Annotated in this window: 18 protein-coding genes; 8 read left to right on the forward strand and 10 right to left on the reverse strand. The window is 60.1% G+C overall.

From position 1 onward, the window contains the following. Window positions 1-12 precede the first annotated feature (12 nt). Together OKC28_RS17045 and OKC28_RS17050 are read left to right on the forward strand one after the other, a co-directional pair. Window positions 13-714: an ABC transporter ATP-binding protein gene (locus OKC28_RS17045; protein WP_005320651.1), complete on the forward strand. Its 702-nt coding sequence runs from the start codon at window positions 13-15 to the stop codon at window positions 712-714. 3 nt (window positions 715-717) lie between these two features. Then, window positions 718-1,566, forward strand: coding sequence for an AraC family transcriptional regulator (locus OKC28_RS17050; RefSeq protein WP_270690504.1), 849 nt, complete (start codon window positions 718-720; stop codon window positions 1,564-1,566). Here OKC28_RS17050 and OKC28_RS17055 read toward each other — a convergent pair. Further along, complete coding sequence (locus OKC28_RS17055; protein WP_256686322.1) at window positions 1,545-2,138, reverse strand: LysE family translocator; 594 nt, start codon at window positions 2,136-2,138, stop codon at window positions 1,545-1,547. The genes OKC28_RS17050 and OKC28_RS17055 overlap by 22 nt on opposite strands. A gap of 169 nt (window positions 2,139-2,307) precedes the next feature. Between OKC28_RS17055 and glpE the strand changes: the two genes are divergently transcribed. Both glpE and glpG read left to right on the forward strand, forming a co-directional pair. Next, window positions 2,308-2,631 carry a thiosulfate sulfurtransferase GlpE gene (gene glpE, locus OKC28_RS17060; protein ID WP_021139521.1) on the forward strand — a complete coding sequence of 108 codons (324 nt, stop codon included), beginning with the start codon at window positions 2,308-2,310 and terminating at the stop codon, window positions 2,629-2,631. Next, window positions 2,628-3,461 carry a rhomboid family intramembrane serine protease GlpG gene (gene glpG, locus OKC28_RS17065; RefSeq protein WP_111589773.1) on the forward strand — a complete coding sequence of 278 codons (834 nt, stop codon included), beginning with the start codon at window positions 2,628-2,630 and terminating at the stop codon, window positions 3,459-3,461. Before glpE ends, glpG begins: the two co-directional genes overlap by 4 nt. Window positions 3,462-3,529: 68 nt before the next feature. Here the strand turns inward: glpG and OKC28_RS17070 are convergent, their stop codons facing one another. After that, entirely contained in the window at window positions 3,530-5,944 is a 2,415-nt protein-coding gene (locus OKC28_RS17070; RefSeq protein ID WP_256686326.1) for a VolA/Pla-1 family phospholipase, read from the reverse strand. A 300-nt stretch (window positions 5,945-6,244) separates the two neighbouring features. Here OKC28_RS17070 and ubiK point away from each other — a divergent pair, with 300 nt between their 5' ends. Continuing rightward, window positions 6,245-6,502: a ubiquinone biosynthesis accessory factor UbiK gene (ubiK, locus tag OKC28_RS17075; RefSeq protein ID WP_005320662.1), complete on the forward strand. Its 258-nt coding sequence runs from the start codon at window positions 6,245-6,247 to the stop codon at window positions 6,500-6,502. 169 nt (window positions 6,503-6,671) lie between these two features. Here the strand turns inward: ubiK and fre are convergent, their stop codons facing one another. The 5 genes from fre to trxA all read right to left on the reverse strand — a co-directional run bounded on the left by fre (window position 6,672) and on the right by trxA (window position 11,929). After that, the gene (fre, locus tag OKC28_RS17080) at window positions 6,672-7,370 is read right to left on the reverse strand and encodes an NAD(P)H-flavin reductase (RefSeq protein ID WP_256686328.1); all 699 of its coding nucleotides are present in this window, start codon (window positions 7,368-7,370) and stop codon (window positions 6,672-6,674) included. A 143-nt stretch (window positions 7,371-7,513) separates the two neighbouring features. Continuing rightward, complete coding sequence (gene ubiD, locus OKC28_RS17085) at window positions 7,514-8,983, reverse strand: 4-hydroxy-3-polyprenylbenzoate decarboxylase (RefSeq protein ID WP_256686330.1); 1,470 nt, start codon at window positions 8,981-8,983, stop codon at window positions 7,514-7,516. Between the two features lie 33 nt (window positions 8,984-9,016). Beyond that, window positions 9,017-10,024 (reverse strand): hypothetical protein, encoded by a 1,008-nt coding sequence (locus OKC28_RS17090; protein ID WP_270690509.1) that lies wholly within the window; start codon window positions 10,022-10,024, stop codon window positions 9,017-9,019. A 106-nt stretch (window positions 10,025-10,130) separates the two neighbouring features. Continuing rightward, window positions 10,131-11,396, reverse strand: coding sequence for a transcription termination factor Rho (gene rho, locus OKC28_RS17095; RefSeq protein ID WP_005320670.1), 1,266 nt, complete (start codon window positions 11,394-11,396; stop codon window positions 10,131-10,133). Between the two features lie 206 nt (window positions 11,397-11,602). Further along, window positions 11,603-11,929: a thioredoxin TrxA gene (gene trxA, locus OKC28_RS17100; RefSeq protein WP_005320671.1), complete on the reverse strand. Its 327-nt coding sequence runs from the start codon at window positions 11,927-11,929 to the stop codon at window positions 11,603-11,605. Between the two features lie 113 nt (window positions 11,930-12,042). Here trxA and rhlB point away from each other — a divergent pair, with 113 nt between their 5' ends. From rhlB to OKC28_RS17115, 3 genes are read left to right on the forward strand one after another with little or no spacing between them, the layout of a single operon-like run. Then, window positions 12,043-13,332, forward strand: coding sequence for an ATP-dependent RNA helicase RhlB (gene rhlB / locus OKC28_RS17105; RefSeq protein ID WP_011899248.1), 1,290 nt, complete (start codon window positions 12,043-12,045; stop codon window positions 13,330-13,332). A 13-nt stretch (window positions 13,333-13,345) separates the two neighbouring features. Beyond that, the gene (gene gppA, locus OKC28_RS17110) at window positions 13,346-14,836 is read left to right on the forward strand and encodes a guanosine-5'-triphosphate,3'-diphosphate diphosphatase (RefSeq protein WP_058406732.1); all 1,491 of its coding nucleotides are present in this window, start codon (window positions 13,346-13,348) and stop codon (window positions 14,834-14,836) included. 30 nt (window positions 14,837-14,866) lie between these two features. Continuing rightward, a complete protein-coding gene (locus OKC28_RS17115; protein ID WP_219593168.1) occupies window positions 14,867-15,121 on the forward strand; it encodes a Rho-binding antiterminator in 255 nt (84 codons plus the stop codon). Between the two features lie 70 nt (window positions 15,122-15,191). Here the strand turns inward: OKC28_RS17115 and OKC28_RS17120 are convergent, their stop codons facing one another. From OKC28_RS17120 to prlC, 3 genes are all read right to left on the reverse strand, one after another. Further along, the gene (locus OKC28_RS17120) at window positions 15,192-15,941 is read right to left on the reverse strand and encodes a class I SAM-dependent methyltransferase (RefSeq protein ID WP_021139514.1); all 750 of its coding nucleotides are present in this window, start codon (window positions 15,939-15,941) and stop codon (window positions 15,192-15,194) included. Window positions 15,942-16,080: 139 nt separating this feature from the next. Beyond that, window positions 16,081-18,627, reverse strand: coding sequence for a sensor domain-containing phosphodiesterase (locus OKC28_RS17125; RefSeq protein ID WP_087756844.1), 2,547 nt, complete (start codon window positions 18,625-18,627; stop codon window positions 16,081-16,083). 205 nt (window positions 18,628-18,832) lie between these two features. Further along, a complete protein-coding gene (gene prlC, locus OKC28_RS17130; protein ID WP_270690518.1) occupies window positions 18,833-20,875 on the reverse strand; it encodes an oligopeptidase A in 2,043 nt (680 codons plus the stop codon). Between the last annotated feature and the right edge of the window lie 142 nt (window positions 20,876-21,017).

Genomic DNA, 21,017 nt, shown 5'->3' on the forward strand with positions numbered 1-21,017 from the left:
CAAGGAGTCACGATGTTAGAACTTCGCAACGTATCGACCCACTACGGCAAAATTCAGGCGCTGCACGATGTCAGCGTCGAGGTAAAAGAGGGGGAAATCGTCACCCTGATCGGCGCCAACGGCGCCGGCAAGACCACCTTGTTGATGACGCTGTGCGGCGAGCCCAAGCCCAGCAGCGGCAGCATCTGGTTCGAGGGGGAGCAGATAAGCTCCCTCAGTACGGCCCGCATCATGCGCAAGGACATAGCCGTCGTACCGGAGGGGCGCCGCATCTTCGCCCGCCTGACGGTGGAGGAGAACCTGCTGATGGGCGCCTTCTTCGTCGACAAGGAAGAGCAGCACGGCCTGCTGGATCAGGTGTTCACCCTGTTCCCCCGCCTGCACGAGCGACTGCAGCAAAGGGCCGGCACCATGTCCGGCGGCGAGCAGCAGATGCTGGCCATAGGCCGCGCCCTGATGAGCAAGCCGCGCCTGCTGCTGCTGGACGAACCCTCGCTGGGGCTGGCTCCCATCGTCATCCAGCAGATCTTCGACACCATAGAGCAGCTGCGCCAGAAAGGGATGACCATCTTTCTGGTGGAGCAGAACGCCAACCAGGCGCTCAAGCTGGCCGACCGGGGCTATGTGCTGGAAAACGGCCACGTGGTGCTGCAAGACTCGGGGGCTGCCCTGCTGGCCAATCCGGCCGTTCGGCAGGCCTATCTGGGTGGTTAACCCATGAGCAGGGCCAGGGCAGAGGCGGATCACCACAGCTTCTGGCGTGACCCTGCCCTGCCTTTCATAGAGGCGCGAGCGGTGCAGGATGGCCGCCGCGTCTGCTATGAAAAACACAGCCACGCCCATTTCTCCATTGGCGCCATCACGGGTGGTCACAGTCACTATCTCAACCAGCACACAAAACAGGAGGTCAACGTAGGCACCCTGGTACTGATGAACCCGGAAGAGGTGCATGCCTGCAACCCCATCGCCGATCGCCCCTGGTCTTATCTGATGTTCTACCTCGATACCGACTGGCTGCGCGGCCAGCAGGAGGAGGCCGGGCTGGGGGCCCATTTTCGCCCCTTCGACATGACGGCCAGTCGGAATCCCGTGCTGTATGCAGGTTTGCTGCGCCTCTATCGTACTTTGCAAGATGACCAGCAAGATCGCCTCGCCAAGGAGGTCGCCTGTCACCAGTTCAGTCACCAGCTGCTGGCAAGGCTCACGCCCGCCAGATGGAGCGAGCCACCGCCCCTGCATCTGAGGCGCGCCGCCGAGCTGATAAAGGACGAGTATGCGACGCCCCTCACCTTGCAGCACCTGAGCACAGTCGCCGGGCTGACCCCATCCCACTTGGTGCGAGTATTCAGCCGCCATTTCGGCATGACCCCGCACGCTTACCTGCTCAACCAGCGGATACGCCAGGCCCGAGCCCTGCTCGCTCAGGGACGGCCTCTGGTCGAGGTGGCATTGGCGACGGGCTTCTCCGATCAGGCCCACTTCCAGCGCCAGTTCAAGCGGCTGGTCGCCGCGACCCCGGGTCAATACCAGTCGCAGTGCCTTCCTCAAGGTTCCAGAACAAGGTAACCGGCACTGAGCAACAGCAACATGGCCATCGCCCGGTTGAACCAGCGCAAGCGGCGAGGCGAGAGCAAAACTGCCTGCAGACAGCTGCCGACATAGGCCCAACAAGCGATAGAAACCAGACAGATCACCAGATAGAGGCTGGTAAACCACACTATCTGGCCCACATCGCCCACGGCTCCATAGGCCCCCATCCCCATGCTGGCCGCCAGCCAGGCCTTGGGATTGAGCCACTGCATCATGGCGCCGTATAAAAAAGCGGGTGGCGTGCCGCCTTCACGCTCTATCTCTCCGCTGTCCATCATCAGCAGCCAGGCCATGTAGCACAGGAAGAGGATGCCTCCCCAGCGGATGCCACCGAGCGCCACTGGCCAGTGCGACAGGGCAGCGCCGAGACCCAGCCCCATCAGCAGCAACAACAGGATGAAACCCAGGGTGGCCCCCACCACATGGCGCAGGCTGGCGCGAAAACCATATTGCGCCCCCGCACTGAGGGCGACCAGATTGACCGGCCCCGGAGAGATGGACATGGCCAGGGCAAACCCGGCCATGGATAGCAACAGACTCATTTCCATGGATAATGCTCGTTGAAGATATCGAGATCTCACCCTACCCATAAGCCTGGTTCTGATATTGAAGAAAATTGCGATCTTCCCGGCGGGACGACCGGACACATTGCGGGCTTAGCACCAGCGCAGGCTTGCGGTAAACTGGCCTCCAGTTACCTATTCGCAGGACATGCAAATGGACCAGTTTGCCCATATCAGTGCCCATGATGCCCACCAGAAGCTCGCTGCCGGTGAAGCCCGCCTCGTGGATATTCGCGATCCCCAATCCTTCGAGGCAGCACATGCAGTCGGTGCCTTCCACCTCACCAACGGCACCCTGGTGCGCTTCATGGACGAGGTGGATTTCGACACCCCTGTCATCGTGATCTGCTATCACGGCAACAGCAGCCAGAGCGCTGCCCAGTACCTGCTGCAGCAGGGGTATGACGAAGTCTATAGCCTGGATGGCGGCTTCGAGGCGTGGCGCCGGGAGTTTCCCATCGAGGCAGGCGACGCATGATCCAGCTGCTGGTGCTCGACAACGCCCGCATGGCGCAAGCCCTGGTGGACTATCTCGCCACCCTCGGCATCTCGTGCGAGCTGACCCAGTCAGAGCTCGGCGTCTCGGTCTGGCTGGCGGATGAACAGCGCCTCGCCCAGGCCCAGCTGGAGGTGAAGCGATTCCTGGCCGATCCGTCCCATCCGCGCTACATGGAGGCCTCCTGGCAGTCAGGTCAGGCGGATGCCCGCATCGATTACAGCAAGGGGATGACGGATCCCGTCACCGATTTCCTCCATCAGGCGGGGCCCCTGACCCTGGTGGTGATCATCGCCTGTCTGGCCATCTATGCCCTGGATGCCATCGGCCTGCCCATCTTCGACGAGCTGGCGTTCCACCCGACCCTGGCCCAGTTCACCGACTGGCAGGCGTGGCGTTACTTCACCCCGGCCTTTATCCACTTCTCGATACTGCATCTGGTGTTCAACCTGCTCTGGTGGTGGTATCTGGGGGGCCAGATAGAGCAACGCCTCGGCAGCGGCAAGCTGCTGGTCCTGTTGCTGGTGGGGGCGGCCCTGCCCAATATCGCCGAGTTCTTCGTCAGCGGACCGCTGTTTGGCGGCCTCTCCGGTGTTGTCTATGCCCTGCTGGGCTACTGCTGGCTGCGCAGCAAACTGCAGCCGGCCTGCGGTCTCACCCTGCCACCGGCCCTGATGGGTTTCATGCTGTTCTGGCTGGTGCTCGGCTTCTTCGACATGCTCGGCACCAGCACCGCCAACATGGCCCATCTGGTGGGCCTGCTGGTAGGTCTGCTGCAAGGCTGGCTGGACAGACACCACCAGCCTGCCTGACGGCCGGGCCCGGTCGCAGAAACGAGAACGCCGCCCCGAGGGGCGGCGTTTTTTTATGGTCTGCAGCGTTATTGCTTGAGCAGAGAACTGTCGGTGACCTGCACCGCAGTACCGCCACTCATAAAGAAGCTGCCGAACTGGGTCTGCATCTCGGTAGTGACGTCGCCGGTCGGGTCGAAGTTCTCGTCCGGTGCCAGCAAGGAGCTGTGACCGCCAGCCACGAAACGAGCCGCATGGTGGTTGGCTGCGCCGGTGGCGGTCAGCGGTTGCAGGGCCAGCAGCTTGAACAGCGGCTCTGTGCCCCCCAGCGGAGCGGACGCTATGCTGTTCGGGATCACCTGATCCGACAGACTCAGGGCACCGTCACCCACTATCTCGGTGGCAAACAGCGGGAAGTCCGCCTTGATGCCGCTGGCGAGGTTGATCGGATCCGCCGAATCCAGTACCGACTGGGCCGCAAAGCTGTAGCTCTGCAGCGTGCTGGCTGCAGCCGCCTGAGTGGTTGCACCCAAGCTAGGCAGGAACTCGTTGACGAAGCAGGTTGGCACTGCCGTCTGGCAGTTGGGCGCATAGGCGGTGAAGGCCGCCTTCAGCTCCGCACTGCCACCGGTCAGCACGCCCATCTTGATGGTCGGGCCGAAGGTCGGCGAGTTCAGCAACAGCGGTGCTATGCCGCCACCCGGCATGGCCAGACCACCGGTATCGAACTTGAACAGGGCATCCGCCGTCGGGTTGCCGATCGGCTGGTTGGCAACCGCCAGCAGGTTGGCTCCCGCAATGGCGCCCAGGGAGTGACCCAGGAAATGTACCTTGAGATTGCCGGCACTGCCGATGGCGTTCTGGTCATTGGCCAGACCCACCGCCATGCGCAGACCCAGCAGATCCGCCACGCTCTGTTTCAGGTTGTCCCGCGCCACTGTCAGGTAGCTCAGGTTCAGATACGGCGTTGGATTGTCGGAGGTGGTCACCGTAGCCATGCTGCCACTCAGGGCGAAGCCACGTTCACCATGCAACGGATGATCGATCACTACCACTGCGACATTTTTGCTGGCCGTGATGCCAGCGCCAATCTGCCCCAGTGCCAGCGCATAGGCATTCTCTTTCACCGAGGTGACGCCGTGCTGATAGATGATGACGTCCGTGATGGTGTTCAGTGCATCCTTGGCAAAGATGCGCATCGGCACGGATTGCACCTCTTCCAGCGCAGGCAACGGATTGAAGCGACCAATGTTCTGCTCGGCATCCAGCGGCTTGCCGCCGGAGGTGAGGGTTACCCCGACCAGCTTGCTCGCCTCGGCCAGCAACTCGCTCTGACGAGTCGGATCGGCCATCAACTCTGCCAGCAGAGCCGGATCCACACCCGCGCCCACCAGACCGGCGATCACTTCGCTGTCAGATGCCTTCAGCGCGTTGGCGATGGCGTACAGGCTGGGGATGGCACCGTGCCAGGACTGGGTCTTGGCTTTGTCCCATGAACCGGCGGTCGCCGGTGAGGAGAGGAAATAAGGCAGCTTGACCGTACCTGTGTAGACCTTCGTCATGCCGGCGATGCCGGTCAGCGTCGGGCTGGCGGCAACGGCGGCGGCAATGGCATCCTTCTGCTCCTGCGGCAGGAACTGCTCATTGTCCAGCTGGGTCAGGAAGTCATCGTTGCCGGTCACGGCCAGGGTATAGGTACCGGGCAGACTGGTATTGCCCAACGCATCCTGCTTCCATACCTTGGCGGCATCCAGCCCTTGCAACACGACAGATGCGGCGGCGCCTTTCACGGCCACCAGCACATCAGCGCCTGACTGGGTACCGAACCAGTCGGAGAAGATCACGTGATCCGTGGCGATACCCGTTGCCGCCTTGAACAACCCTTCCTGCAGCGCGATCAGACCATTGATGGTCTGCTCCTGCACATTGCTGCCCGCGTTGTTCTTGTAGTTGCTATAGTCGCTACCTGCCCGTACCGGGCTGCCGGTGCTGTCTTTCAGCGAATCGGTGGCCACTATCATGTAGTAGGAAGAGGGATTGAGCGGCTTGAGCGGCACCAGATTCAACTTGCCAGCCGATGCGGCCACCACGAAATCCACCCCGTAGGTCAGCACCTTCTTCACGCCATTCGGGCGCAGCGCAGCGCTGTCGAAGGCAAGCTCCAGCAGGTAGAGCGGTGCCACAGAGGCACTGAACTCGGCCGCAGTCGGTGCCTGAACCTGAATGCCGGACGAGGTGACAGGTACGATCTGGATAGCCTGGGTCGTGGACCAGCCATCCAGCGTTGACATGGCAGAGACCGGATTGGAGAGATCTGCCGTCTCGGTAGAGAACTTCAGGGTACCATCGCTGGCCCGTGCCGCCAGGGCACTGGGGCGCACCGCATTGGAACCGGTCAACAGATAGTCGAGATAGCTTGAGGTATCGCCTTTGTTATCGTCACTGCCACCACAGCCAGCCAACAGGGCACTGACAACTGCGGCGTAAATTAGCTTCTTTTTCATATCCTTATCTCTTTTTAGTTGTTATCCATGATGTGCTGACGGGGGAGGGTGAAAACCCGACCGAACCATCTTAACAGCAACGCAACAATTGTTAAGCGTCTGGTCGGTCATCTGATCTGCTTTTTTTGTGTACAACATCAAGGAATTGGAATAGAAACGGGACTCGATAGGTTAACAGCTTCATTCCGGATACCAGACCCGACCAGCACGCCCTGTGCTCCTGATGGCAAAAAGCCACCCCGATCTCGGCAAAGGGGATGAATTGTCGGTAGAATGGCGCCATTGCTTAAGGAGAATCACATGATCGACCCGAAGAAACTGGAAGAGATCGCCAAACAGGTGCACAACTCCCTGCCGCCAGGCATTCGCAGCATGGGTGAAGAGGTTGAAAAGAAGATCCGTCAGGTGCTGCAGTCTCAGCTCAACAAGCTGGATCTGGTCAGTCGCGAAGAGTTTGACGTGCAGACCAAGGTGTTGCTGCGCACCCGTGAGAAGCTGACGGCCCTCGAGGCCAAGCTGGCACAGCTGGAACAGCAGTTTGGCGCCAAGGGCGAATAACCCGGCCGTCGCAGCTGGCCCGCACAGCACATAAAGCAAACCCCAGCCTGGCTGGGGTTTGTTGTTTCTGGCTCGCCGAGGAGAAGCCGGCAGGGTCGATTAGCGAAGCGTAATCGGCCGACATGTACGACTGCCGCCGGTTTGATACCTACCGATTCGCATGCTGAGCTCAGATGAACTCGTAGGCGTCGCCGAAGATGCGCTCAGGCTCTGCACCGAGGATCTTGAACTCCTCGCGCGCCGCGCCCGCCATCTCGAAACGGCCAGCCACATAGATGTCGTAGTCATGCAGACTGACGAAATCATCCATGATGGCCTTGTGCACCAGCCCGCTCTTGCCGGTCCAGTCGCTTTCAGGCTCCTGCACCACGGGGATGAAGGTCAGCGGTGCATAGTCACGCGCCCACTGCTGCATCTGCTCCAGCTCGTAGAGCCAGTGGGCCTGACGCACACCCCAGTAGAAGAACACAGGACGCTTGCTGCCGGTATCGATCAGATACTCCAGGATGGAGCGGGCATAGGAGAAGCCGGTACCACCCGCCATCAGGATCAGTGGACGGGGCGACTCTTCCCGCAGGAAGGCCTTGCCTGCCGCCAGTTCAACCTCTATTTCCCCCTGCTCGCGCATACGGGCCAGCACCTGGCCTGCGTAGGCATTCTCCGGGGTTGCACCGATCTGCAGCTCCAGCACACCGGGGCGAGTCGGTGAGTTGGCGATGGAGAAAGGACGCTTGTCCGAATCACTCATCACCACCAGCAGATACTGACCGGGTTTGAAGCTGATCTCTTGCAGCGGCGTCAGGGCCACGTGCCAGATGGTGTCGACATATTCGCGCAGTTCCTCTACGCGGCACTTGATACGTTGCATTCTTATCCTTGTGACGGGCTCGCTCGGCCCGCTTTCGCTCATTGATTCACTGTGGACTGACGACCAGTGCATCTGGTCAGGTTCCCCGAGCATACCCAATTCCGCCCGGAGATCCTCAACCTTTTGCACCATGGCAGCCGTGTTTAGCCGAGAATATTCAGCTCGGCCCAGATGGAATCCACCTTCTGCTTCACCGCTTCGTCCTGGACTATGGGCTGACCCCATTCACGGTTGGTCTCCCCCGGCCACTTGTTGGTGGCATCCAGCCCCATTTTGGAACCCAGACCCGACACAGGCGAGGCAAAGTCGAGATAGTCGATCGGCGTGTGTTCGATCAGTGTGGTGTCACGGGCAGGATCCATCCGGGTGGTGATGGCCCAGATCACATCCTTCCAGTCACGGGCGTTGATGTCGTCGTCACAGACGATAACGAACTTGGTGTACATGAACTGGCGCAGGAAGGACCAGACACCCAGCATCACCCGCTTGGCATGGCCGGGATAACGCTTCTTGATGGTCACCACCGCCATCCGGTAGGAACATCCTTCCGGTGGCAGGTAGAAATCCACGATTTCGGGGAACTGCTTTTGCAGCAGCGGCACGAACACCTCGTTCAATGCCACCCCCAGCACGGCAGGCTCGTCGGGGGGACGGCCAGTGTAGGTGCTGTGATAGATGGCATCGCGGCGCATTGTCATGTGGGTGATGGTAAAGACAGGGAACTCGTCCACCTCGTTGTAGTAACCGGTGTGATCCCCATAGGGTCCTTCCGGCGCCAACTCGCCCGGCTCCAGATAACCTTCCAGCACGATTTCAGCGCTGGCGGGTACCTCCAGATCGCAACTGAGGGCCTTTACCACCTCGGTACGACTGCCACGCAGCAGACCGGCAAACGCATACTCCGAGAGGGAGTCGGGCACAGGGGTCACAGCACCGAGTATGGTCGCAGGATCGGCGCCAAGCGCCACCACCACGGGGAAACGCTCCCCCGGGTGGGCTTCCTGCCACTCGCGAAAATCGATGGCGCCACCGCGATGATCGAGCCAGCGCATGATCAGCTTGTTCTTGCCGATCTTCTGCTGGCGGTAGATACCGAGGTTCTGGCGCTTCTTGTAGGGGCCGCGAGTAATGGTGAGACCCCAGGTGACCAGGGGCGCCACATCACCGGGCCAGCAGTGCTGGATCGGGATCTGGTCCAGATCGACCGCATCCCCTTCCAGCACCAGTTGCTGGCAAGGGGCGGAGGAGAGCCGCTTGGTCGGCATGTTGAGCACCTGCTTGAAGATGGGCAGCTTCTCCATCAGCTCCTTGAGCCCACGGGGCGGCTCGGGCTCCTTCAGGTAGGAGAGCCAGGTGCCCACCTGGCGCAGGGCGCCGACGTTGGGCTGGCCCATTCCCATGGCGACCCGATCCGGGGTGCCGAACAGGTTGGTCAGCACCGGCATGGAGTAGCCTTTGGGATTCTCGAACAGCAGGGCCGGGCCACCCGCACGCAGGGTGCGATCGCTGATTTCGGTCATCTCCAGATAGGGATCTATCTCGCGAGTGATGCGCTTTAGTTGTCCGTTTTGTTCCAGCTGCGCGATGAAATCACGCAAATCCTTGTATTTCATGCAGGTACCCTACCGGGTTCAGGAGGTGCCGCATTATAACCCTGGCTGGGCAGCGGGTGTACCCGTATCAGGCAGCATCACTGAACTCGAATGACGCTTTTCCTGTCGGGTGAGCCGATCGGCGAACTGGGCAAGCAACCTGGGTTCATCCATCTGCAGCAAGAGGCTGGCGACCTGACCGCTGTAATGGCGATTGCCAAGCTCGGCCAGCAGGAATTGCTGCGCCGCCTCGGGCAAGGGGGAGAGCTGGCTGAGCTGGTGCAGGGCTGGCTGTTTCAGGCGACTGTTGCGGCTGGCGGCGATCAGCAGGCTGCTTGCATCCTGACCCTGGTGAAAACGAGCCACGCTTTTCAGGGCGGCCACGCTGTCGTGATCCACAGGTTGACGCCACAGCTTTAGATAGAGAGCGCTATCGCCGGTGCGTTCGACCAGTTGTCGCAGCAGCTGGTTATCGGGCAGGAAAATGTTCATGGCGGCGAGTCGATAGGCTTCACGCTGCAAAACAGAGGCAGGCTGCTGATCGAGCACCGCCAGCAGCGCCTCTTGCTGCAAAGCCAGTTCAGGGTTGCGGCTGTTGTATATCTGCTTGAACTGGAAGCTGTCCTGCGCCAGCAACTGGCGATAATTACCCTGCCAGGCCTGCTGTTGCCAGCGGTTCAGTACAAGCCGCGCTGCAGCGGCAAAATCGTAGGCGGGCTGCTGGACCAGAAAGCCATCCACCTCTTTTTCTACCAGCCATCGGGGTGCCTTGACCGCCTGGGCGCGCACCCAGGCAAGCTGCTCCGGGGTACTGGCCCCGGAAGTCTTGTCGAGGGTGGCCAGCAGCTGGCACAGCAGATATTCCCGCTGGCCCACGGCCAGGGAGTCCAGCAGCGCATCGATGGCGGTAAACTGCCCCTGCTGCAATCGGCCAGCCAGAAAATCGAGATGGCCCTGCAATCCTTCATCGGCCACCAGTGCAGCCCTGGGTGGGGAAGGAGGCGAGGCATGTGCCGGCAAGGCCATCAAGCAGCCCAGCCATATCCAGAATACAAGCTTCATGACGTCCCTATCCTTGTGACATCGAGGTTTCATACTACTCAGGCGACCGGAAAATAGATAAACAAAAACCGCGACATGAGCCGCGGTTTTTCATTTTCCGACCAGATTACTTCTGCTGACGCCGCATGGAGTCGAAGAATTCGTCGTTGGTCTTGGTGGCCGCCAACTTGTCGATCAGGAACTCTATGCTGTCGATCTCACCCATGGGATGAATGATCTTGCGCAGGATCCACATCTTCTGCAGCTCGTCACCGGTGGTCAGCAACTCTTCCTTCCGGGTGCCGGAACGGGTGATGTCGATGGCCGGGTAGATGCGCTTCTCGGCAATCTTGCGCGAGAGGTGCAGTTCCATGTTGCCGGTACCCTTGAACTCTTCGTAGATAACCTCGTCCATCTTGGAGCCGGTATCCACCAGCGCGGTGGCTATGATGGTCAGGCTGCCGCCTTCCTCAACATTGCGAGCGGCACCAAAGAAGCGCTTGGGTCTGTGCAGGGCGTTGGCATCCACACCACCTGTCAGTACCTTGCCGGATGACGGGATGACAGTGTTGTAGGCGCGAGCCAGACGGGTGATGGAGTCCAGCAGGATGACCACATCCTTCTTGTGCTCGACCAGACGCTTGGCCTTCTCGATAACCATATCGGCAACCTGAACGTGACGGGAAGCAGGCTCGTCAAAGGTGGAAGCGATCACTTCACCCTTCACCATGCGCTGCATCTCGGTCACTTCTTCCGGACGCTCGTCGATCAGCAGGACGATCAGTTCACAGTCCGGGTGGTTGTAGGCAATGCTCTGGGCGATGTTCTGCAGCAGCATTGTCTTACCGGCCTTGGGCGGCGCCACGATCAGACCACGCTGGCCTTTACCGATGGGGGAAGCCAAGTCCAGCACACGGGCGGTGATATCTTCGGTAGAACCGTTACCCCGTTCCATGCGCAGACGTTCGTTGGCATGCAGGGGGGTAAGGTTTTCAAACAGGATCTTGTTGCGGACGTTTTCCGGACGGTCGTAGTTGACCTCGTTGACCTTGAGCAGTGCGAAATAACGTTCGCCCTCTTTCGGTGGCCGGATTTTGCCGGAAACAGTATCGCCGGTTCGCAGGTTGAAACGGCGGATCTGGCTCGGGGAGACATAAATATCGTCCGGGCCAGCCAGATAGGAGCCATCTGCACTACGCAGGAAGCCAAAACCGTCGGTCAGGATTTCCAGCACACCGTCGCCAAAGATATCCTCGCCACCCTTGGCGTGCGCCTTGAGGATTGCGAAAATAATATCTTTCTTGTGCGCCCGAGCCAGATTTTCTAACCCCATGGATTCGCCAAGCTTTACCAGCTCGGACACAGGAGTGTTCTTTAATTCAGTCAGATTCATAGTGGTGAAAGTCTGTAAGCAAGGATTGAAATGAGGAGACAGTCTGCTGGATTGATGCTGATCGGATTTGACTTGCCAGGCTGCTGCTAAGCAAAGAGTCAGGCAAAAAGGTTAGCAAACGAACGATAAGCTAGCACCAATCGGGATGAGCGTCTAGGTGATAAAACACAAGGAGCGCATTATTGCAATGCGCTCCTTTTTGATTATTACAGGTTAACGTCCAGAAACTCTTTCAGCTGAGTCTTGGACAGGGCGCCGACCTTGGTCGCAGCCACTTCGCCATTCTTGAACAGCAAGAGGGTCGGAATACCGCGAATGCCATACTTGGGCGGCGTGTCGGCGTTATGATCGATGTTCAATTTCGCCACAGTCACACGACCGGCATACTCTTGGGCGACTTCGTTCAGGATAGGGGCAATCATCTTGCACGGACCACACCATTCGGCCCAGAAGTCGACCAGAACGGCGCCATCGGCTTTGATTACATCTGCCTCGAAGCTGGCATCGCTCAGCTGAACAATCTTGTCACTCATCTCCAACTCCAGTCAGTAATTAAGGCTTTATTGACGTATCAACAAAGGCAATAGTTGCCCTATTTGAAATGATCCTGTTTATTATTGCAAGCCTAACCTGATAACCTACCGCCATGAGCAAAACACACTTAACGACCGAAAAATTCGCCCAAATGGGCCTCGAACCCGAAGTTCTGGCTGGTCTGGAATCAAAGGGATTTCACTATTGCACGCCCATCCAGGCGCTGTCTCTGCCACTGCTGGTAGAAGGTCATGACCTCGCCGGTCAGGCTCAGACAGGGACCGGCAAGACCATTGCCTTCCTGGCCGCGACATTCAACTATTTGCTGACCCACCCGCTGAGTAATCCCCGTCTGGTTAACCAACCCAGAGCCATCATAATGGCGCCCACCCGGGAACTGGCAGTGCAGATCTACAACGATGCCGACACCATTTCCGCATCCACCGGCCTGAAACTCGGCCTCGCCTACGGTGGCGAAGGTTACGACAAGCAGCTGGCCGTGCTGGAGCAGGGCGTCGACATCCTGATCGGCACCACGGGTCGCATCATCGACTACTTCAAGTCCAAGGTGATCGATCTGAGCAACATTCAGGTCGTGGTGCTGGATGAAGCGGATCGCATGTTCGATCTGGGCTTCATCAAGGACATCCGCTTCCTGTTCCGCCGCATGCCTGCCCCGACCGAGCGTCTGAGCATGCTGTTCTCCGCCACCCTCTCCCTGCGGGTGCAGGAGCTGGCCTACGAACACATGAACCACCCGGAACATGTGCAGATAGAGCCGGAGCAGATGACCGGCATCCGCATTCAGGAGGAGCTGTTCTACCCCTCCAACGAAGACAAGATGCTGCTGTTGCTCTCCCTGATGGAAGAAGAGTGGCCGGAAAAAGCCATCGTCTTCGCCAACACCAAGCATGTCTGTGAAGACGTGCATGCGTGGCTGGAGAATGACGGTCACCGCGTCGGCCTGCTGACCGGCGACGTGCCGCAGAAGAAGCGGATGAAGATCCTGGAAGACTTCACCAAGGGAACCCTGGACATACTGGTCGCTACCGACGTGGCTGCCCGTGGTCTGCACATTCCCGATGTGACCCACGTCTTCAACTACGACCTGCCCGACGATGCCGAAGACTATGTACACCGTATCGGTCGTACCGGTCGTGCCGGCAAGAGCGGTCACTCCATCAGCCTGGCCTGTGAAGACTATGCCTTCAACCTGCCGGCCATCGAGGAGTACATCCACCACCCGATCCCGGTCAGCAAATACGACCGTGAAGCGCTGCTGGATGACGTGACTGCCCCGAAACGGGTCGTTCGCAACCGTCAGCCGGTGAACCGCAACATGCGGGATCGCCAGGGCGGTGGCAACAGCAACAACCGTCGTCGTCCGCCACGCAAGAGCTGAAGGACAGGCCCAGTTGCACAACTCGCCTCTCTATGCCGCCATTGACCTCGGCTCCAACAGCTTTCACATGCTGGTGGTGCGCGAGGTCGCCGGTGCCCTGCGCACCGTCACCAAGGTCAAGCGCAAGGTTCGCCTCGCCGCCGGGCTCGATCCGGAATTTCGTCTCAGCCGTGCCGCCATGGAGCGGGGCTGGGACTGCCTGCGTCTGTTCTCCGAGCAGCTGCAGGACATTCCGGCCGACAATATACGGGTGGTGGGCACGGCCACTCTGCGCCTTGCCACCAACGTCGACGAGTTCCTGAGCGAAGCGGAACGGGTGCTCAACCACAGCATAGAGATCATCTCTGGCGAGGAAGAGGCCAAGACCATCTACGAGGGTGTCTCCTGGACCTCGGCCGGGGAAGGCAACCGGCTGGTGATCGACATCGGCGGCGCCAGCACAGAGCTGGTGATTGGCGAGCACAGCGAAGCGAAACTGCTCAACAGCCTGCACATGGGCTGCGTTACCTGGCTCAACAACCACTTCGGTGATGGCGAGCTGAGTGAAGCCCGCTTTGCGCAGGCGATTGCCGCCGCCAAGGCGGTGCTGGAGAAGGTGGCGGAAGATTACTGCGTCCTTGGCTGGCGCACCTGTGTCGGCGCCTCCGGCACTGTACAGGCGCTGCAGGAGATCATGCTGGCGCAAGGGAAGAGCGAGCGGGTCACCCTGCCCAAGTTGCAGGAGCTGATGGGTCAGGCCATCGCCTGCGGCAGGCTGGACCGGCTACAGCTGGAAGGACTGGCGGCCGAGCGGCTGACCGTGTTCCCCTCTGGTCTCGCCATCCTGATCGCCATCTTCGAAACCCTGAACATAGAGAGCATGACCCTGGCGGGCGGTGCCTTGCGCGAAGGGCTTATCTACGGTCTGCTTGGCAACAATCACGACTGCGATGCCCGGGATCGTACCGCCGACAGCCTGATCAGCCGCTATCAGCTGGATAAAGAGCACGCCGAGCGGGTGCGTGACACCGCCATAGAGGCGTTCAATCAGCTGCAACCGGCCTGGCGCCTCTCCAAACGTTACGGTCGGCCTATCCTGCGTTATGCGGCCTTGCTGCACGAGATTGGCCTCTGTATCGAGTACAAGAAGGCCCCGCAACATGCGGCCTACATCATAGACAACATCGACATGCCGGGTTTTACTCCTGCACAGAAGAAGTTGTTGTCGGCCCTGCTGTTCAACCAGCGGGATGAATTCAAGCTGGAAACCCTGGAAAAACAGGGTGCCGTCACGGGTCGTCAGGCGATCCGGTTGGCCCGCATCCTGCGCATCTCGCTGATCCTCTGCATGCGCCGTACCCAGGGCACAGTACCCAACTTCACCCTGCAGGCCGAGGAAGAGGCGTTGACCCTGACCCTGCCCAAGGGGTGGATGGACGAACACTATCTGCGCGCCAGCGAATTGCGTCTCGAAGTGGAACGCCAGCAGAAGATGGGCTGGCCTACTCGCTTGCTGGAAGCCTGACCCAGAAACTTGCTCGTTTGGGAGCCGATCATGCCGGATTACCAACCCATCAGCTGCGATCTCTACGACTGGCTTGAAATTGCCGCCAGCTGGCAATTGCCGGTGACTCTCGCCAGCCGCGATGGCCACCAGTGGGATGACAAGATCCGCACCATCGAAGCCAGCGAGGGTGTCGAGTATCTGCTGCTGCACAGTGGCGAGCGACTCAGCCTGGGGGATCTGGCGACCCTGCGCCTGAGCTGGCAAGGGGAAGAGAAGCTGATCCGCTTCGCCCCAACCAACTGAATCCGGTACGAAAAAGGAGGGCCAACATAACGTTGGCCCTCCTTTTTGCATCCGCGACTCAGGCCGGCAGTTAACCCGCCGCCAAGGCCGCCATCACGTAGACATCGAAGCGGTTGCTCTTGGTCTCGATGGCCATGCTGGGCTTGTGCTCGTTGAGCCAGCCTGCGTAGTCGGGGCGCTTCACCACCACCCGCTTGTCCGCCATCTGCAGCGCGGCCGGCAGCAGGGCATCGGCGTCGAGATCCGGCCCCACCAGCGACTGGAACACCCGCATCTCTTTCTTCACCAGCGCCGACTTTTGCTTGTGAGGGAACATGGGATCGAGGTAGATGACATCGGGCCGTTCCGGCAACGCCAGCAGGTTGTCCACCGCCGGCCCTTGCAGCAGACGCATCCGCTCGCTGACCCAGGGACCTATCTCGGGATCCTGTGCCGCCCGCATCAATCCATCCTGCAACAGGGCCGCCACCACTGGGCTGCGCTCAATCAGGGTCACCTTGCAGCCGAGGGAAGCCAGCACGAAGGCGTCGCGGCCGAGCCCGGCGGTGGCATCCACCACGGTAGGCATGGCACCGGCCTTGAGCCCGACCGCCTTGGCAATGGATTGACCGCGCCCGCCGCCAAACTTGCGGCGATGGGCAACCGCCCCTTCCACGAAGTCCACATAGACGGCACCCAGCTTGGGTTCGTCCAGCTTGCGCAGCTCCAGCCGCTCAGGCGTAAACACCAGCGCAAACTGGGGGTAGTCGGTCTGGTTCAGCTGGCTGGCCAGCGCGTGTGCCTGCGCGGCCTTGGTGGGGTCTTCGAGGAGGATTTGCATGGTCTTGGCTGCGTTCTAAATTCAATGAGCGGAGTGTATCACAGCCCCTTTATGCGGCTGTAGGGTGTGTCGTATCGGGGCATAATGGCATGGCGAGTACACGCTACAGACTGACGTTAGCGCTAGAAGCTGGTATCAGCTAGCTGATCTGCAGGAACATGCTCTTGTCGTTGAGTTGCAGATATTCGACCAGATCGTCATAGGCCAACGGGCGGCTGAGCAGGAAACCCTGAGTGAAGGCACATCCCTTCTGGCAGAGGAAGTTGAGCTGCTCGCGGGTCTCCACCCCCTCGATCACCACCTGCATACCGAGGTTGTGCACTATGTTGATGATGCCGTCGAGCAGCAGCCTGTCCTGTTCGTTGAACGGGATATGGCGCACGAAGGCCCTGTCAATCTTGACCAGATCCACAGGGAAGTTGCGAAGATAATTGAGGGCCGAATAGCCGGTGCCGAAGTCGTCGATGGCCAGCTTGCAGCCCGCCTCGCGCAGGGCATCGATCCGCACCCTGTGCTGATCGCTGGTCTCCATCAGCAAAGATTCGGTGATCTCGATGACAATGTCGCAAGGGTCGAGTCCGAAGTGGTGGATCACCTTGAGCCACTCGCTCGCCTCCGGATCTATGGTCTGGAACTCCAAGGTGGAGCGGTTGATCGACATCTGCAGGTTCGGGAAGCCGGACTGCTGCAAGCGCGCCAGATCCCGGCATGACTGCCACAGCACCAGCGCACCCAGTCCCTGAATGAGCCCCGCCTCTTCCGCCAGTGGAATAAAGTCCGCCGGTGAGACCTGACCCCAGTGCGGGTGATACCAGCGCACCAGCGCCTCCAGCTTGGCCACCCGGCCGCTGCGGTTGTCCCAGATGGGCTGATAGGCCATGGTCAGCTGCTCCAGCTTGATGGCCTCCGCCAGATCCTGCTGCATCTGGTGGCGCTGGCGCACTTCTTCCCGCATGGAGGCGCAGTAGCTGCCCAGCATCCGCCCCTGCCGCTTGGCGGCAAACAGCGCCTGCTCCGCGTTGCGCAGCAGTTCGTCGCTCTCGACACCATCCCCAGGGCAGAGGGTGATGCCTATGGTGGCCGTCACATAGAGGTGCTGGTTGGCCAGCATGAAGGGGCGGGCAAAGCCGCCGATCACCTGTTTGGCAAACACCTCGGCCTGACGGCGGTTGACGATGCCGGGCACCAGAAACGCGAACTCGTCGCCGCCGATGCGGGCCACTAGATCTTCGGTGCGCACCCTGCTCACCAGCCGATCCGATACCTCTCGCAGCAGGGCATCACCAGCGTGGTGATCCATGCTGTTGTTGACCGCCTTGAAGTTGTTGAGATCCAGTACCATGAGCGCGAAGCGCTCGCCCCGCTCGCAGAAACGGGTGAGGCAGCGACCAAACAGCCAGCGGTTGGGCAGGCCGGTGAGGTTGTCGTAGTTGGCCTGGGCGGCGATCTTCTGTTCCGCCAGCTTGGTCTGGGAGAGATCGCTGAAGATGCCTATGTACTGGCTGATCTTGCCCCCTTCCCTCAAGGTGCTGATCATCAGCTGCTGGGGGTAGAGCTTGCCATTCTTGCGCTTGTTCCACACCTCCCCCCGCCAGACGCCCACCCGCTCCAGCGCATGGTACATGTCGGCATAGAAGGCCTGATCGTGCAGCCCGGATTTGAGCATGCTGGGACGCTGGCCGCACACCTCCTCCCCGCTGTAACCGGTGATCTGCTCGAACGCAGGATTGACCGAAATGATGCGACTGTCGGCATCACACACCAGAATGGCTTCGGAGAGGTTGTCATAGACCCGGTGAGAGAGCTTGAGCTGCTCGGCATGGCGCTTGAGGGGATCGATATTTTCCAGCACCACCATCAGGTAGTCGGGCTGCAAATGTTCATCCCGCACCAGAGTGACGGTCACCCGCCCCCACAGCACCTGGCCATCTCTATGCAGGTAACGCTTCTCCTGGGTGAAGGCGGTGCGCTCGCCACGCTTGAGCTCCGCATAGCAGGAGACGCTGCGCAGCCAGTCTTCCGGGTGGTTGAGCTCGGCGGCGGTACGGTGCAGCAGCTCGCTCTGGCTGTAGCCCAGCATCTTTTCGATGGCCGGGTTGGTCCAGAGGATCTTGCCATCCAGATCCAGCTTGCCGATCCCCACTGGGGCGTGGGACATCATGGTGTGCAGGAAATGGTGATACTCGGGCTGGCTCTGCACCGGCTGCTGCTGAAACATCAGCGCCAGCTCACGGCCGGCCAGTGGGGCCAGCAGTCGCAACAGCCCCATCACCTTGTCCATGTTGGCGAGCGGCCGCTTGAACAGCACGCTGCAGATGCCGATGGTCTCGCCCTGGGCATTCTTGAGGGCGATCCCCGCATAGGCCTGGATGTGCCAGGCCTGCAACACAGAAGCATGGGGGAACAACTGCTGGACGCGGTCGCTGAACCAGGCCTCCCCCTCTTGCAGGGTGATTTCCCCCGGGGTGGCGCTGACCGGAAAAGTGAAGCTTGTGGTGTCGAGAGATGCGGGATGGGCGGCATGGACCTTGAAAAACAGCCCCGCTTGATCCCTACCTGAAATCAGGACGAAGTCGGCCCCGATCGCTGCTGCGATTTCACTCACAAAGGTATCGAAATATCCCTGACCACTCGAATGAGACAGACTTGAGATGATTTGATAGACAGACTCGAGTGCTCGCCTCATGGCAAGGTTCTTTCTCTCCCTGGAAGGTAGAACCCGACTCTACTCAAGAGGCGGGGACAGTGCAAACATGCACTCCGCAAGATATTAAAAAGCCTTGAGAAAAGGGACCAAAAGGTCCCTTTTTATCTCAAAAATCACGCGGAGATCCCACTATGCCGCAAAAGTATACCTGCTTGAAGCTCAAGGCCGCCTGGGGCACTGAGTCTCACGCGGCAATCCCGCTGTGGCGCAGCAGAGCATCCACTTGGGGCTCGCGGCCACGGAAGGCCCGGAACAGCTCCATCGGCTCCTTGGAACCGCCCTTCTCCAGGATGTTCTTCAGGAAGGATTGGCCTGTGGCCGGATTGAAGATCCCCTCCTCCTCGAAGCGGGAGAAGGCATCTGCCGACAACACTTCGGCCCATTTATAGCTGTAGTAACCCGCCGCATAGCCGCCCGCAAAAATGTGGGAGAAGCTGTGCTGGAAACGGTTGAACGCAGGCGGCGTCATCACGGCCACCTGGCTGCGCACCTCGGCCAGCAGGGTCGGGATCTGATCCGGGTTGGCCGGGTCAAACTCCTGGTGCAGACGGAAGTCGAACAGGGCGAATTCCAGCTGACGCAACATCTGCATGGCGGCCTGGAAGTTGCGGGCGGTCAGCATCTTCTCCAGCAGATCGGCAGGCAATGGCTCGCCGGTCTCATGGTGGCCGGAGATAAAGGCCAGCGCTTCGGATTCCCAGCACCAGTTCTCCAGGAATTGACTCGGCAGCTCCACCGCATCCCAGGCCACGCCGTTGATACCGGCGACACCGGCTACGTCGATCTGGGTCAGCATATGGTGAATGCCGTGGCCAAACTCGTGGAACAGGGTCACCACCTCGTCGTGGGTAAACAGGGCCGGTTTGCCATCCACAGGGCCGTTGAAGTTGCAGGTCAGGTAGGCCACCGGCTTTTGCAAGGATCCATCCTGACGGTAGCGACGACCCAGGCAGACATCCATCCAGGCGCCGCCCTGCTTGTGCTCACGGGCATAGAGGTCGAGGTAGAAGCTGCCGCGCAGCTCATCCTCGGCATCGAAGATGTCGTAGAAACGCACGTCCGGATGCCAGGTGTCGATGCCGAGACGCTCGCGCACCTTGATGCCGAATACCCGCTTCACCACCTCGAACAGCCCTTTCACTACCTTGTTGGCAGGGAAGTAGGGGCGCAGTTGCTCGTCGGAGATGGAGAACTTGTGCTGCTTGAGCTTCTCGGCGTAATAGGGAAGATCCCAGGCTGCCAGCTCGCGCTGACCGTGATGCTCGGCGGCAAAGGTGCGGATCTCTTCCAGCTCGGCCTTGCCTTGCGGCAGGGATTTGGCTGCGAGATCCGTGAGGAAACCCACTACCTGTTCGGTCTTTTCCGCCATCTTGGTCGCCAGGGAAAGCTCGGCATAGCTGCCAAAGCCCAGCAGCTGGGCCAGCTCGCGACGCAAGGTGAGCAGCTCTGTCATGATGGCGGAGTTATCCCATTTGCCGGCGTTCGGGCCCTGATCCGAGGCGCGCGTCGTGAACGCCTCGTACAGCTCGGCACGCAGTTCGCGGTTGTCGGCATACATCATGACCGGCAGATAGGAGGGGATATCCAGGGTGAACAACCAGCCCTGCTGACCCTTCTGCTCCGCCAGCTGACGGGCGGCGGCCAGTACGCTTTGTGGCAGACCGGCCAGTTCGGCCTCGTCGCTCACCAGCTTGGTCCAGCCCTGGGTCGCATCCAGCACGTTGTTGCTGAAGCGGGAGGCGAGCTCGGAGAGGCGGGCCTGGATTTCACCGTAGCGCTGCTGCGCCTCGGCGGGCAGACCGATACCGGACAGACGAAAATCGCGCAGGGTATTCTGGATCTCCTTGCGCTGGGCACCATCGAGGCGAGGGAAATCATCGCTCTCAAAGAGGGCCAGATAAGCCTGATAGAGGCCTTCATGTTGACCGACATAGGTCTGGAATTCGGACAGCAGCGGCAGGCAGGCGTCGTGGGCCGCGCGCAGCGCTTCGCTGTTGAGGACTGAGTTGAGATGGCTGACCGGCGACCAGACTCGTGCCAGGCGGTCATTCACCTCTTCCAGCGGGGCAATCAGGCTGTCCCAGGTATAGGAATCGCGCTGGGCCAGCACATCGCTGATCTTCTGTTTGCAATCGGCGATGGCCTGCGTCACGGCAGCTTGCACCTGTTCGGGCTGGATCTGGCTGAAGGGGGGCAGCGAGTCCATTGTCAGCAAAGGGTTGTTCATCCTGCGGTACCTCTAAATTCTCTTACAGCCCCTGCCGTCCAGAAGCCTGCTTGGACTACCTAAGATGTAGGCAGGAACCTCATTAATCAAGCCTTTGCCGCCGTGAACCGGGTCAGTTGCCCACTTTTCGCGAAAACATGCT

The organism is Aeromonas sp. D3, assembly GCF_027705025.1.
In the GTDB taxonomy this organism is placed as follows: Bacteria; Pseudomonadota; Gammaproteobacteria; order Enterobacterales; family Aeromonadaceae; genus Aeromonas; species Aeromonas salmonicida.